Consider the following 13,575-nt stretch of genomic DNA (forward strand, 5'->3'; position numbering starts at 1 on the left):
CCGAATCTACACCATGACCCGGCGGTTCGGTCAATCGGCCGCGCCGGGACGGTCATCGCGGGCAGTTCCCCGTGCCGAGGTGATCGCCCCCATCGTCACACGGGCGGCCTCCCGGTCACCGGCTTCGACAGCCTCGGCGAGGGTGCGCAGCATCGTCACGTGGGCACTCAGCGCCTCCGGCGAGGCAGGCACTCCGAGTCCGGCAAGCCGCGCGTGAGCGCACAGCCGCCGCATCGTGTCGGCGACGACGGGCAGGTTCGCGAGTTCGGCGACCTCGACGAGGAAGTCGTCGAAGCCGTCGACGGCGCCTTCGAAGCGTCCGGCCGTGATCTCTCGCTCGGTGCGGATGAGGATGAGGTGGAGGATGTCGGCGTCACCGTGTTCGAGGACCCTCGGCGCCTCTCCGGCGACGAGGTCGCCGAGGGCGCCGAGCATGAGGGAGAGTTCGCGCGCCCGCTCGGGGGTGTGGGCGGTGACGATGTTCTGGCGTCGCCGGCCGACCTCGAGCAGGCCTTCGGTGATGAGCTCGCGGAGGACTTCGCGCACCGGGGTGCGGGAGACGGAGAACTCGGCAGCGAGTCCGTTCTCGCTGAGCGCTGCTCCCGCCGCCAGCTCACCGTGGACGATTCTCCGACGCAGTTCCGCGTGGACGCGTGCAGCTGTCGACTGCGTGTCGGTGCGCTCGGGCTTCGTGGGCCGGAATCCTCTCATCGGCTCTCTCCTCTCACATCGAGACTCAGTCGGCTCTTCTCGCCGAGGCGCACGCGGTAGGTCCGCCGCGCACCCGCGGTCGCCGTCCATGGATCCTCCGCGCTTCCGGGGTGGAGCAGGCGCCCGGGATAGCTGCTCGCGCTGAGCCTGAGGGCGAGGCGGTGTCCGGCGCTCACCTCCCACCCCAGAGGAGGAAGGTCGACCGCCGTCGGCTGGCCGATGTCGACGACCGCGACGGCGGCCTCGGCGATGCGGGCGGCTCTGCCATCCGGGGCGACGTCGAACAGTCCGACCATGAGGTGGCCGACGACGTGCGTTCCCTCCTCCGCGACGATATCGAAGTCACCGTCGATGTCGAGGTCGACGCTCACCGTCCCGGAGCCGAGGAGGACGAGGGGCTGCGTCACCGCCGTCGACGCGAAGACGAGGACATCGTCGCGGTCAAGGGAATCGGTGTCATCGCCGCGGTCGAGATTGGGGTGGAAGGGGTTGGCCGCACTCGGAACCGGATCGGACGGATCGTGGACGAACGACCGCACCGGAGGGCGCCCCGCCGGGTCGTCCTCGGCGGACCGTCCGCGGCCGACCGCGCTGCCCGCAGGTTCGAGCCCGTCGACGGTGAGCGTCCACCGTCGCCTGACGACGTCCGGCGGCGGCCACGTCCGGGCGGCGTGGAACCGGTCGTCGCCGATCCGCCACCGCACGGGTGGGATCTCGGTGGCGCTGCGCCGTCGGGAGTCGAGATCGAGTGACTGTCCGAGGTGGCGGTCGAAGAACCCCAGCAGCGGACTCAGGTACTCCTCGAGGAATGCCGGGCTCGGGTCACCGTCAGCCGACGCCGCACCTCCGGGACCGCCGGGATCCCGCGCCGTCCACCCGTGGTCGCGGGCGTCGACGAGGAGGAGCTGCTCCGCGGGTCCCTCGCTCGCCCGTCGCCACGCGTCGATCCCCGCTCCGGCGAGGAAGTCGTCGAGGCCGACGAGGTGGAGGGTGGGAATCCGCCCCTCAGCCTCGATCTCGGGTGCGTCGACCGCTCCCCCGACCCATCTGTCGAGGAGGTGGGGTCGGATCCCGTCGAGCACCTCGGCGGCGATGTCGGCGAGCGGACGGACCGTCCAGTCGATGGTGCCGATGCAGTCGAAGAGTCGTTCGTCGAGGAAGGTCTCGAGCACCCACGCGACAGCCATCTCAAGGCGGAAGACTCCATCGGTGAGCAGCCGTGGGGCATCGGGTGTCGTCACTCGTGGCGCCATCGCCGCCAGAGCCGGATGACCGCTCGCCGCTGCCGCCCACTGGGTGTATCCGTAGTACGAATCACCGAACATGCCGATCGGGCCGCTCGCCCAGTCCTGACCGGTGATCCACTCAAGGGTGTCGTACCCGTCGTCGACCTCGTGGACGAAGGGGGCGAGCTCTCCCCCTGATCGGCCCTTGCCGCGGACGTCCTGGACCACGACGACGTAGCCGCGCGCGCAGAGCCATCGCGCCACCGCCGGCATGAAGCACTCGTCCCCTGCTTTGTCATAGGGCAGCCGCGAGAGAAGAACGGGTCCGTGACCAGCCGGCGGCAGATAGACGTCGGTGGCGAGCAGGACCCCGTCGCGCATCCGCACGGCGAGCTGCCGCGCCTGCTCCGGGGGCGTGAACAGGGGCCGCGGAACGACTCGCGCGGATTCCCTCGCCTCTGGGCACATTCTGTCGACCTCCGAGCATTTACATACAGATGAAAGATCTGTATACATATTAGAGCACCCGGCGTGATCTGCGCCACAGTGACGAACGGAGAACTCATGTCAGGGACGCGCCCGAATGAGGCAACGACGACCGGAGCGGTCGTCGAGAGCCGGTCGATCGACCACGTGCCGGTCGCGGAACGGCACGGACGGGTCTGGCACCTCGCGCCCGTGTGGATCGCGGGCAACGCGAACCTGGGCACCATCGCCGTCGGCTTCCTCGGCATCGCCGTCGGCGGTGATCTGTGGCCGACGATCGCCGCCACCGTGCTCGGCTCGGCGTTCGGCGCGATCTTCGCAGCCCTCCACTCGACACAGGGACCCCACCTGGGACTGCCGCAGCTCATCCAGTCTCGGCCCCAGTTCGGCTACACAGGCTCCGCCCTCGTCTTCATCCTCGCCCTCATCAACTATGTCGGGTTCAATGTCTTCTGCTGCGTCCTGGCGGCGCAGAGCCTCGGGGTCGCGCTCGGCATGGGCACCGTGCCCGCGGTTCTCCTCATCATCGGAGTCACCCTGACTCTCGCGATCTTCGGCTACACCTGGATCCACGTCATCACCCGGTGGGTGACACTCGCTTTCGTCATCGTCTTCGTCATCGTCACCATCGTCGCCGCACAGACACCTCAGACGGTGACGGCGCAGGCGGAGTTCTCATGGACGCCGCTGCTCATTCAGTTCGGCATCGCGGCCGGGTACCAGATCAACTGGGCGATCTACGTCTCCGACTACACCCGCTACCTTCCGGCCACAGTGGATCCGAAGGCGATGTTCTGGTGCACCTACCTCGGCATGGCGGTGAGCTCCGCATGGCTGACCTCCCTCGGCGCGCTCCTCGCCGCGAGCTTCGGCACACAGGACGCCGTCGCCGGTGTCGCAGCCGCTGGAGACGCGCTCGTCCCCGGGTTCGGACGGATCGCCGTCCTCATCTCCCTCGGCGGCCTCGTGTGTGTGATGACGATGAATACCTACGGGGGCGGACTCACGCTCATCAGTGTCATCGACACGTTCCGCTCCGTACGACTGACCGCAGGGCTGCGGGTCGCCGCGGTGGTGATCATGGCCTGCGCGGCACTCCTGCTCACGGTCGTCATGCCGGAGGACTACATGCAGGCGATGTCGGTCTACCTCGCCTTCCTTCTCTACCTCTTCGCGCCGTGGACCGCGATCAACCTCGTCGACTACTTCCTCGTCCGCAGGGGACGGTATTCGCTCACCGGGATGTTCGACCGCAGCGGCGTCTACCGCGGATGGAATCGCAGCGGCGTGCTCGCCTACCTCTTGGGCCTGCTCGTCGAGATCCCTCTGATGTCGACGGGGATCTTCACCGGGCCGCTCGCCGCCGGCCTCGGCGGAGCGGATATCGCGGCCTTCGCCGGACTGTCCGTCGCCGGGGTCGCCTACTGGGCGCTCAACCGGGGCCTCGACGTCGACGGCGAGATCGGGAAGGCCCCTGCGACCGGGGATGCGGCGACCGCCCCACTGCGGTGACCGCGCCCGCTGCCGCGCAGTCCGAACGCGGACAGTCATGCGAGACGGCCGCCGGCACGAATGCCGGCGGCCGTCACTGATCTGGCTGGTTCAGCTGCCGATGCTCTCGCGAGCCGGGGCCGACTGCCCTCGGGCCGTGGAGCCGTCGGCGGGAACCGCATCAGCCGCGGCGCGGCCCTCAGCGGTGCCGCCCGCCGCCTCGGCAGCTCCCGGCACGTAGCCGTCGATGCGCTTGGCGTCGTAGCGGGGCTGATCGAGAATGCCGTGGCGCTTCGCGACAATCGCGGGGATGAGCGCCTGTCCGGAGACGTTGAGCGCGGTGCGGCCCATGTCGACGATCGGTTCGATCGCGAGCAGCAGTCCGACACCCTCGAGCGGCAGCCCGAGCGTCGACAGGGTGAGCGTGAGCATCACCGTCGCACCCGTCGTCCCAGCCGTCGCGGCGGAGCCGATGACGGAGACGAAGACGATGAGCAGGTACTGGATGGGTCCGAGCTCGATGCCGAAGAACTGCGCGACGAAGACCGCGGCGATCGCCGGGTAGATGGCCGCGCAGCCGTCCATCTTCGTCGTCGCGCCGAAAGGCACGGCGAAGGCCGCGTAGCCCTGCGGGACGCCGAAGTTGTCGGTCGCGACCTTCTGGGTCACGGGCATCGTGCCAATCGACGACCGGGAGACGAAGCCGAGCTGGGTGGCCGGCCACACGCCGGAGAAGTACTGGCGCACGGAGAGCCCGTTGAGCTTCGCGATCGTCGGGTAGACGATGAAGAAGACCACGGCGAGACCGATGTAGACGGCGACGACGAACCACAGCAGCGAGCCCATCGTGGACCACCCGTAGGAGTTGACGGCGTTGCCGATGAGGCCGAGCGTGCCGATCGGGGCGATCCGCACGATCCACCACACGACCTTCTGGACGACGGCCAGCGCCGCCTCGGCGAACTCGAGGAAGGGCTCAGCGGCCTTGCCGACCTTGACGGCGGCGATCCCGAGGGCACCGGAGACGATGATGAGCTGGAGGACGTTGAAGTCGACCTCGGAGACGAGCGCCCCGGTGTCACCGGGTGCCGTCGAGACCTCGAGGCCGAGGAAGTTGACCGGGATGAGTCCGGTGAGGAACCCGATCCAGCTGCCCTCGTGTTCGGGCGCCTGGCCCTGCAGGGAGCTCGCATCGGCGTGGACGCCCGGCTGCATGATGAGGGCGATGAGCAGGCCGATGACGACGGCGATGAAGGCGGTGAGCGCGAACCACAGCAGCGTCGAGACCGCGAGGCGGGCGGCGTTGGTCACCTTCCTCAGGTTGCCGATGCTCGCAATGATCGCGGTGATGATGAGCGGAACCACCGCCGCCTTGAGGAGGGTGACGTACGAGGACCCGATGGTCTCGAGAGTCTGCCCCAGCCAGTTGTCCTGCGCCTCGCTCACCGGTCCCCACGAGCGGGCGACGAGTCCGAGGACGACGCCGGCGACGAGGGCGATCGTCACCTGCACTCCGAAGGACTTCGACCATGCCGGCAGTCTCATATGCTTCCTTTCGACGGCGGTGCCGAGGCGCGCGGATGCCCTCGGCGAAGTACGACTCCTTGCACAACTGTTGAGCAATCTGTCGAATTCCGCAAACTGAGGTGACATGGATGACATTCTGAGACAACGCAGAGGGCCCGGCCGGAGTGTCCTCCGACCGGGCCCTCACCCGCTGCCGGCGACTCAGCTCCTGTCGCCGCCCACGATGGGGATGTCCCGGGTGATCGGCGCCTCCGGGACGACCCCGTAGCCGGCGAGGGGATCCTCGTCGCTGTCCGAGTCGTCCGCGTACGCGGCGGCGACACCCTTGGCCGCATCGCCCATCGTGTGGATCCGCAGTGCGTTCGTCGAGCCCGGGATTCCGGGGGGCGAGCCGGCTACGAGGATCGACTGGTCGCCCTCGCGGGCGGTTCCGTCGGCGAGGAGCACCGCGTCGACCTGACGGGCCATCTGGTCGGTGTGACGCACCGACTTCACGAGGTAGGGACGCACACCCCAGGTGAGTGCCAGCTGGTGGCGGACCTGCGCATCGGGGGTGAAGCCGAGGATCGGCCACCGCGGACGCAGCCGCGACATCCGCCGCACCGAGTCACCGGTCTGCGAGAAGGTGCAGAGGAGATCGATGTCGAGCTGCTCAGCGATCCGGACGGCTGCGGCCGTGACGGCCCCGCCCTTCGTGTGCGGGACGGTGCCGAGCGGACGGATCCGATCGAGCCCGTGCTCCTCGGTCGAGGAGATGATCCGGCTCATCGTCCGGATCGCCTCGACCCAGTGCGCACCCACCGAGGTCTCGCCGGAGAGCATGAGCGCATCGGCACCGTCGAGCACGGCGTTCGCGCAGTCGCTCGCCTCGGCGCGGGTGGGGCGCGAGGCCTCGATCATCGTCTCGAGCATCTGCGTGGCGACGATGACGGGCTTGGCCTGCTGACGGGCGATCTCGACCGCCCGCTTCTGGACGATGGGGACCTGTTCGAGCGGGAGTTCGACGCCGAGGTCGCCGCGGGCGACCATGATCCCGTCGAAGGCGTCGATGACCGCATCGAGCTGCTCGACGGCCTGCGGCTTCTCGAGCTTCGCGATGACCGGGGCACGGACCCCGACCTCGTCCATGACGGCGTGGACGTCGTCGATATCCTCAGGGCTGCGGACGAAGGAGAGCGCGACCCAGTCGAAGCCGAGCTCGAGACCCCACTTGAGGTCCTCGATGTCCTTCTCCGACAGCGCCGGAACGGAGACCGGGACGCCGGGGAGGTTGATGCCCTTGTGGTTGGAGATCGGACCGCCGATCTCGACCTCGGTGACGACGTCGGTCTCGGTCACCGCGGTCGCCCGCAGCCGCAGCCGGCCGTCGTCGACGAGAAGGGGATCGCCCACCGAGACGTCGGAGGGCAGGGTTTTGAGCGTCGTGCTCACGACCTCGGATGTCCCGGGGACGTCGCGGCTGGTGATCGTGAACGTCTGCCCGTCCTCGAGGATCTCCTTGCCGTTCTCGAAGGTCCCCACGCGGATCTTGGGACCCTGGAGATCGAGGAGGACGGCGACCGCCCGACCGGTGTCGAGGGCGGCCTGTCGGACCCAGGCGAACTTCTCCTCGTGCTCTTCGCGGCGACCGTGGCTGAGGTTGAACCTCGCGACGTCGACGCCCTCATCGACGAGTGTGCGGATGTCTTCGTAGGAATTCTGATTCGGACCCAGTGTTGCGACTATCTTTGCTCGCCTCATGCATTCCACCCTACCTGCACCGCGATGGACGATCGACCCTCCGCGGGCGGTCGATTCCGCCCGCGGAGGCCGCGCACACCGATGTGCTCGTTCTCAGTCTGTGACACAGATCGTTCTAGCCTTTGAAACCGGTGTCGCGGGGACGGACCGGTTCCGGCAACCGCGTCGACCCCGTGAGGAACCGGTCGACCTCGGCGGCCGCGGCCCGCCCCTCGGCGATCGCCCAGACGATGAGCGACTGCCCGCGGCCGGCGTCTCCGGCGACGAAGACACCGGGCGCCGAGGCGGCGTAGGAGTCGTCGCGGGCGAAGGCTCCCGTCTCGGCGACGTCGAGCCCGAGCACCTCGGCTTCGGGTCCGGAGAAGCCGAGCGCGAGGAGGACGAGGTCGGCGTCGAGACGGTGCTCGGTGCCAGGCGTCGGGATGCGGCGACCGTCGACGAACTGGGTCTCAGCGACCGCGATCCCGTTGACCCGGCCCTCGGCGTCGCCGACGAATCCCGTCGTCGACGCGAGGTACTTCCGCTCGCCGCCCTCCTCGTGGGAGGTCTGGACCTCGAAGATCCGCGGCACCGTCGGCCACGGGTCCCGTTCGCTGCGTTCGGCCGGCGGCTTCGCCCCGATCGCCAGCGTCGTCACCGAGGCGGCCTTCTGCCGCAGCGCGGTGCCGAGGCAGTCCGCACCGGTGTCGCCGCCGCCGATGATGATGACGTGCTTGCCCTCGGCGTCGATCGGGGTCGGCTCGTCCCCGGCCTGCGCCCGGTTCGAGGGCACGAGGTAGTCCATCGCGAACTCGACGCCGTCGAGCTCACGACCCTCGACGGGCATGTCCCGGGGCACGGTCGCACCGGTGCACACGATGACCGCGTCGAAGCGGGAGCGCAGCTCCTCGAGGGTGAGGTCGACGCCGATCTCGACCCCGGTCTCGAAACGGGTGCCCTCGGCACGCATCTGGGACAGCCTGCGGTCGATGTGCTGCTTCTCGAGCTTGAAGTCGGGGATCCCGTACCGGAGCAGGCCGCCGAGGCGGTCGTCGCGTTCGTAGACGACGACCGTGTGCCCGGCGCGGGTGAGCTGCTGGGCTGCGGCGAGTCCCGCCGGGCCCGAGCCGATGACGGCGACGGTGTGCCCGGAGATCCGGTCGGGGATCTCGGGCTGGATGAGACCGGCGGCGAAGCCCTGGTCGACGATGCTCACCTCGACCTGCTTGATCGTCACAGCGGGCTGGTTGATGCTGAGCACGCAGGCGTTCTCACACGGCGCCGGACACGCCCGGCCGGTGAATTCGGGGAAGTTGTTCGTCGCGTGGAGGAGGTCGACGGCGCGCGGCAGCTCCCCGCGGTACATCGCATCGTTGAACTCCGGGATGAGGTTGCCCAGCGGGCAGCCCTGATGGCAGAACGGCACCCCGCAGTCCATGCAGCGCGAGGCCTGCCGGCGCAGCTGGTCGGGATCGCCCGCCTCGTAGACCTCGCGGTAGTCGAGGAGGCGGATGGGCACCGGGCGGCGCTCGGGCAGCTCGCGGCGGGGAACGGTGAGGAATCCGTGCGGATCAGCCATGGGTGACCTCCAGAATCTTGTGCCAGGCGGCCTCGGAGTCGGGCAGCTCGCCCTCGGCGAGCAGCTCGGATTGGATGTCGCGCACCGCCTGGTAGGCGACGGGGATGATCTTCGTGAACCGCGAGAGGACGTCCTCCCCGCGGCGCAGACCCGCAAGCAGCTCGCCGGCCAGCGGGGAGCCGGTCCATTCGAGGTGCTCGCCGAGGAGGCGCTCGAGGACCTCCATGTCGTCGACGCCGACGCCCGTGAAGCGGAAGACGCCGGCGGCGCGCTCGTCGGGGTTGAGCCGGGCCGGGTTGAAGTCGAGGACGTAGGCCGTGCCCCCGGACATGCCGGCGGCGAAGTTGCGTCCGGTGCCGCCGAGGATGACGGCGATCCCTCCGGTCATGTACTCGAGCCCGTGGTCGCCGATGCCCTCGACGACCGCTTCGGCGCCGGAGTTGCGGACCATGAACCGCTCCCCCACCTGGCCGGAGATGAAGAGCTTGCCCGCGGTCGCGCCGTAGCCGATGACGTTGCCGGCGATGACGTTGTGCTCGGGCCGCGTCCGGTTCTCCGGGTCCGGGTGGACGCTCACGGTGCCCCCGGACAGACCCTTGCCGACGTAGTCGTTGGCGTCGCCGGAGAGCTCGATGCTCACACCCTGCGGGAGGTACGCGCCGAGGGACTGCCCCGCGGTGCCGTGGAGTTCGAGGCGGATCGTGTCCTCGGGCAGTCCCCGCTCCGCCCACGTCTTCGTCACGTGGTGGCCGAGCAGGGTGCCGACGCTGCGGTCGGTGTTGACGACCGAGGCGCTGATCGTCACCGGGGCCTTCGTTGCGATGGCGTCCTCCGCCTGCTCGAGGAAGGTGAGGTCGACTTCGCCTGCGAAGGTGCGGAAGACCTGGCCTGTGCTCTTCCGGTTGACCGACACGTCTCCGGAGAGGTCGCCGGGGACGGTGAGGATCTGGTCGAGGTGGAGGTTGAGCCCCGAGGCCTCGGCCCGCTCCTCATCGATGCGCAGCCGTTCGACGGCTCCGATCGCCTCATCGAGGGACCGGAAGCCGAGCTGGGCGAGGTAGCCGCGGACCTCCTCGGCGATGAACGTGAAGAAGTTGACGACGTGGTCGGCCTGCCCCTGGTAGCGCGATCGCAGGACGGGGTTCTGGGTGGCCACCCCGACCGGGCACGTGTCCTTGTGGCACACGCGCATCATGATGCACCCGGAGACGACGAGCGCCGTCGTCGCGAAGCCGAACTCCTCGGCCCCGAGCAGAGCGGCGATGATGACGTCGCGCCCGGTCTTGAGCTGGCCGTCGACCTGGACGGCGACCTTCTCGCGCAGGCCGTTGAGGATGAGCGTCTGCTGCGCCTCGGCGAGCCCGAGCTCCCACGGGGTCCCGGCATGCTTGAGCGAGTTGAGCGGGCTCGCACCCGTCCCCCCGTCGTGGCCGGAGATGAGGACGACGTCGGCGCCGGCCTTCGCCACGCCGGCAGCGACCGTGCCCACTCCGACGGCGGAGACGAGCTTGACGTGGACCCGGGCGCGGGCGTTGGCCCGGCCGAGGTCGTAGATGAGCTGAGCGAGGTCCTCGATCGAGTAGATGTCGTGGTGCGGGGGTGGGGAGATCAGGCCCACGCCGGGCGTGGCATGGCGGGTCTTCGCGATCCACGGGTAGACCTTCTCGCCGGGCAGCTGTCCGCCCTCGCCGGGCTTCGCGCCCTGCGCCATCTTGATCTGCAGGTCGTCGGCCTCGGTGAGGTAGTGGCTGGTCACCCCGAACCGGCCCGAGGCGACCTGCTTGATCGCCGAGCGGCGCTCGGGGTCGAGGAGCCTCTCGGTGTCCTCGCCGCCCTCGCCGGTGTTCGACTTGCCCCCGATCCGGTTCATCGCGATCGCAAGGGTCTCGTGGGCCTCCTTCGAGATCGAGCCGTAGCTCATCGCTCCGGTGGAGAACCGCTTCATGATCGCCGAGGCGGGTTCGACCTCGGAGATGTCGATCGGTCCGTCGGGGCCGGGGACGAGGTCGAGGAGCCCGCGCAGGGTCATGAGCTCCCGCGACTGGTCGTCGATGGCCTTCGTGTACTCCTCGAAGATGTCGTAGCGCTTCGTCGCCGTCGCGTGCTGGAGCTTGAAGATCGTCTCCGGGTTGAACAGGTGCCCGGGACCCTCACGCCGCCACTGGTACTCCCCGCCGACGCGCAGCGGCCGGTGGGAGGGCCGCGGGTGGTCGTCGCGGTAGGAGTCGGCGTGGCGGGCGCTCGCCTCGGCGGCGATCTCCGTCATGCCCTTGCCCCCGAGCTGGTGCGGGGTCGAGGTGAAGTACCGGTCGATGAACTCCTCGGACAGGCCGATCGCCTCGAAGGTCTGCGCACCGTGGTAGGACTGCACGGTCGAGATGCCCATCTTCGACATGATCTTGAGCAGGCCCTTGTTCAGCGCCCCGAGGACGTTGGCCACGGCCGCCTCCTCGCTCACCCCGCGCAGCCGGTCGGCCCGCACGAGCGCCTCGGCGGTCTCCATGACGAGGTACGGGTTGACCGCCGAGGCTCCGAAGCTCACGAGGGTCGCGACATGGTGGACCTCGCGGACGTCACCGGCCTCGACGACGATGCTCACCCGGGTGCGGGTGCGCTGGCGCACGAGATGGTGGTGGAGGGCGGAGGTGAGCAGGAGCGAGGGGATCGGGGCGAGGTCGGCCGTCGAGTCGCGGTCGCTTAAGATGATGAACACGGCTCCGGCCTCGACGGCGGCATCGGCTTCGGCGCACAGCTCCTCGATGCGCCGCTCCATCGCGTCGGGTCCGGCATTGACGGAGAAGAGGCCCGAGAGCGTCACGGTCGGCCGGGGATTGTCCACGCCGAGGTGGGCGCCCTGGACGTGGGCGATCGCCGCGAGTTCGTCGTTGTCGATGACGGGACGCGAGATCATGATGTGCGCCGAGTCCGGGCGCGAGTGCTCGAGCAGGTTGCCCTCCCGGCCGAGGCCCGCGGACATGCTTGTGACGATGTGCTCGCGGATCGAGTCGAGCGGTGGGTTCGTCACCTGCGCGAAGTTCTGGTGGAAGTAGTCGAAGAGGAGTCGGGGCCGGGTGGACAGCCCCGCGATCGCGGTGTCGGTGCCCATCGCGCCCAGCGGTTCGACCCCGGTCTCGGCCATCGGGGAGATGAGCAGGCGCAGCTCCTCCTCGGTGTAGCCGAAGGTCCGCTGACGGCGGCGCACCGAGGACTGCGGATGCCTGACGTGGACGCGGGTGGGGAGGTCCTCGAGCCGCTTCGACGAGTCCGCGACCCAGTCGGCGTACGGGTGCTGGGTGGCGAGCTGGTTCTTGATCTCCGTGTCGGAGATGATCCGCTCGGATTCCGTGTCGACGAGGAACATCCGGCCCGGGGTGAGCCGTCCGCGGCCGACGATGTCGTCCTCGGGGAGGTCGACGACGCCGATCTCGCTGGCGAGTACGACCGTGTCCGAGGTCATGACGTAGCGTGCGGGGCGCAGTCCGTTGCGGTCGAGCACGGCACCGGCGATGCGCCCGTCGGTGAAGCCGACGCAGGCGGGTCCGTCCCACGGCTCCATGAGCAGCGAGTGGTACTCGTAGAAGGCCTTGCGGGACTCACCCATGCCCGGATTGTTCTCCCACGCCTCGGGGATCATCATGAGCATGGCCTGCGGCAGAGGCCGGCCGGCGGCGACCATGAGCTCGAGCACGGCGTTGAACGATGCGGAGTCCGACGCCCCGGGCGGGACGATCGGGAAGAGCCTCTCGAGGCTCGAGTCGGTCTCGGGCACCGGGGAGGCGAGCAGGTCCGAGGCGAGGTGCGATTCACGGGCGCGCATCCAGTTGCGGTTGCCGCGCACGGTGTTGATCTCGCCGTTGTGGGCGATCGTGCCGAAGGGCTGGGCGAGCTGCCACGACGGGAACGTGTTCGTCGAGAACCGCGAGTGGACGAGTGCGATGCGCGAGGTCACCCGCTCATCGTGGAGTTCGGTGTAGTACGGGGCGAGCTGACCGGTCGCGAGCATGCCCTTGTAGGTGATCGTCGCCGGCGACAGCGACGGGAAGTAGATGCCGGCATGGTCGGTCCGCTTGCGCACGATGTAGGCCCGTCGGCGCAGATCGTCGGCATCCCGGGCCGGGTAGCGGGGGTCGATGCCGAAGAAGACGTGGCGCATGTGCGGCTGGGTCGCCCGTGCGATGTCGCCGAGGACGGATTCGTCGCGGGGGACGTCGCGGATCGCGAGGACGGTGAGCCCCTCCTCGGCGGCGATGCGGCGCACGAGCGCCTCTTCGTCGGCGAGCGGCTCATGACCGGCGGTCGGGAAGTCCGCGTCGCTCTCGACCAGCGGTCCGCCGGTGAGGTCGCGGCGGTAGTCCTGGGAGAAGAAGCCGATGCCCACGGCGTACTCTCCCGCCTCAGGGAGGGTGATGCCGTCGGCGGCGAGCACCTCGGCGAAGTAGTCGTGCGGGATCTGCAGCGTGATGCCTGCTCCGTCGCCGGTGCCTTCGTCGGAGGCGATGCCTCCGCGGTGTTCGAGCTTGCGCAGCGCGCTCAGGGCCTGTTCGACGACGAGGTGGTCGGCCTCCCCGCGGTACCGGACGATGAGGGCGAGCCCGCAGGCGTCGTGCTCGAGCGCGGGATCGTAGAGTCCGGTGCGGTGCTGCGGGAACTCGGGGGTCGTTGAGGGGTCACGGGACATCGGCTGCCTTCACGGGGTCTAGTCAACTTCCAGCAGACGACGCTGTCTCGAACTGGCTTCATCGCGCCCTCAGAAGGTCGTCCTTCGGGCACAGGTGTGACGTGGTTCTCACGTGTGAGCTTCCAATCTACACCCCGTGACGGCGTGGGCGAAAACGT

Annotated in this window: 7 protein-coding genes; 1 reads left to right on the forward strand and 6 read right to left on the reverse strand. The window is 69.1% G+C overall.

Translation table 11 applies throughout. The features are described from left to right. Window positions 1–30: 30 nt before the first annotated feature. Both AC0VYB_RS10450 and AC0VYB_RS10455 read right to left on the reverse strand, forming a co-directional pair. Window positions 31–711, reverse strand: a complete 681-nt coding sequence (locus tag AC0VYB_RS10450) for a GntR family transcriptional regulator (RefSeq protein ID WP_063250265.1) — start codon at window positions 709–711, stop codon at window positions 31–33. Then, the gene (locus AC0VYB_RS10455) at window positions 708–2,405 is read right to left on the reverse strand and encodes a CocE/NonD family hydrolase (protein WP_197464188.1); all 1,698 of its coding nucleotides are present in this window, start codon (window positions 2,403–2,405) and stop codon (window positions 708–710) included. Before AC0VYB_RS10455 ends, AC0VYB_RS10450 begins: the two co-directional genes overlap by 4 nt. 96 nt (window positions 2,406–2,501) lie before the next feature. Between AC0VYB_RS10455 and AC0VYB_RS10460 the strand changes: the two genes are divergently transcribed. Continuing rightward, window positions 2,502–3,935, forward strand: a complete 1,434-nt coding sequence (locus tag AC0VYB_RS10460; protein ID WP_063250263.1) for a purine-cytosine permease family protein — start codon at window positions 2,502–2,504, stop codon at window positions 3,933–3,935. A 90-nt stretch (window positions 3,936–4,025) separates the two neighbouring features. Here the strand turns inward: AC0VYB_RS10460 and AC0VYB_RS10465 are convergent, their stop codons facing one another. The 4 genes from AC0VYB_RS10465 to gltB form a co-directional block, all read right to left on the reverse strand. After that, entirely contained in the window at window positions 4,026–5,459 is a 1,434-nt protein-coding gene (locus AC0VYB_RS10465; RefSeq protein WP_063250262.1) for a dicarboxylate/amino acid:cation symporter, read from the reverse strand. A 183-nt stretch (window positions 5,460–5,642) separates the two neighbouring features. After that, window positions 5,643–7,181: a pyruvate kinase gene (pyk, locus tag AC0VYB_RS10470; RefSeq protein ID WP_063250261.1), complete on the reverse strand. Its 1,539-nt coding sequence runs from the start codon at window positions 7,179–7,181 to the stop codon at window positions 5,643–5,645. Between the two features lie 115 nt (window positions 7,182–7,296). Next, window positions 7,297–8,739 carry a glutamate synthase subunit beta gene (locus tag AC0VYB_RS10475; protein ID WP_063250260.1) on the reverse strand — a complete coding sequence of 481 codons (1,443 nt, stop codon included), beginning with the start codon at window positions 8,737–8,739 and terminating at the stop codon, window positions 7,297–7,299. Beyond that, a complete protein-coding gene (gltB, locus tag AC0VYB_RS10480) occupies window positions 8,732–13,417 on the reverse strand; it encodes a glutamate synthase large subunit (protein WP_475384686.1) in 4,686 nt (1,561 codons plus the stop codon). Before gltB ends, AC0VYB_RS10475 begins: the two co-directional genes overlap by 8 nt. Between the last annotated feature and the right edge of the window lie 158 nt (window positions 13,418–13,575).

The organism is Brevibacterium sp. Z349TD_9, assembly GCF_056173565.1.

Coding starts and splice junctions, on each gene's coding strand:
- AC0VYB_RS10450 (WP_063250265.1), bottom strand. CDS start 711: ATGAGAGGATTCCGGCCCACGAAGCCCGAGCGCACCGACACGCAGTCG.
- AC0VYB_RS10455 (WP_197464188.1), bottom strand. CDS start 2,405: ATGTGCCCAGAGGCGAGGGAATCCGCGCGAGTCGTTCCGCGGCCCCTG.
- AC0VYB_RS10460 (WP_063250263.1), top strand. CDS start 2,502: ATGTCAGGGACGCGCCCGAATGAGGCAACGACGACCGGAGCGGTCGTC.
- AC0VYB_RS10465 (WP_063250262.1), bottom strand. CDS start 5,459: ATGAGACTGCCGGCATGGTCGAAGTCCTTCGGAGTGCAGGTGACGATC.
- pyk (WP_063250261.1), bottom strand. CDS start 7,181: ATGAGGCGAGCAAAGATAGTCGCAACACTGGGTCCGAATCAGAATTCC.
- AC0VYB_RS10475 (WP_063250260.1), bottom strand. CDS start 8,739: ATGGCTGATCCGCACGGATTCCTCACCGTTCCCCGCCGCGAGCTGCCC.
- gltB (WP_475384686.1), bottom strand. CDS start 13,417: ATGTCCCGTGACCCCTCAACGACCCCCGAGTTCCCGCAGCACCGCACC.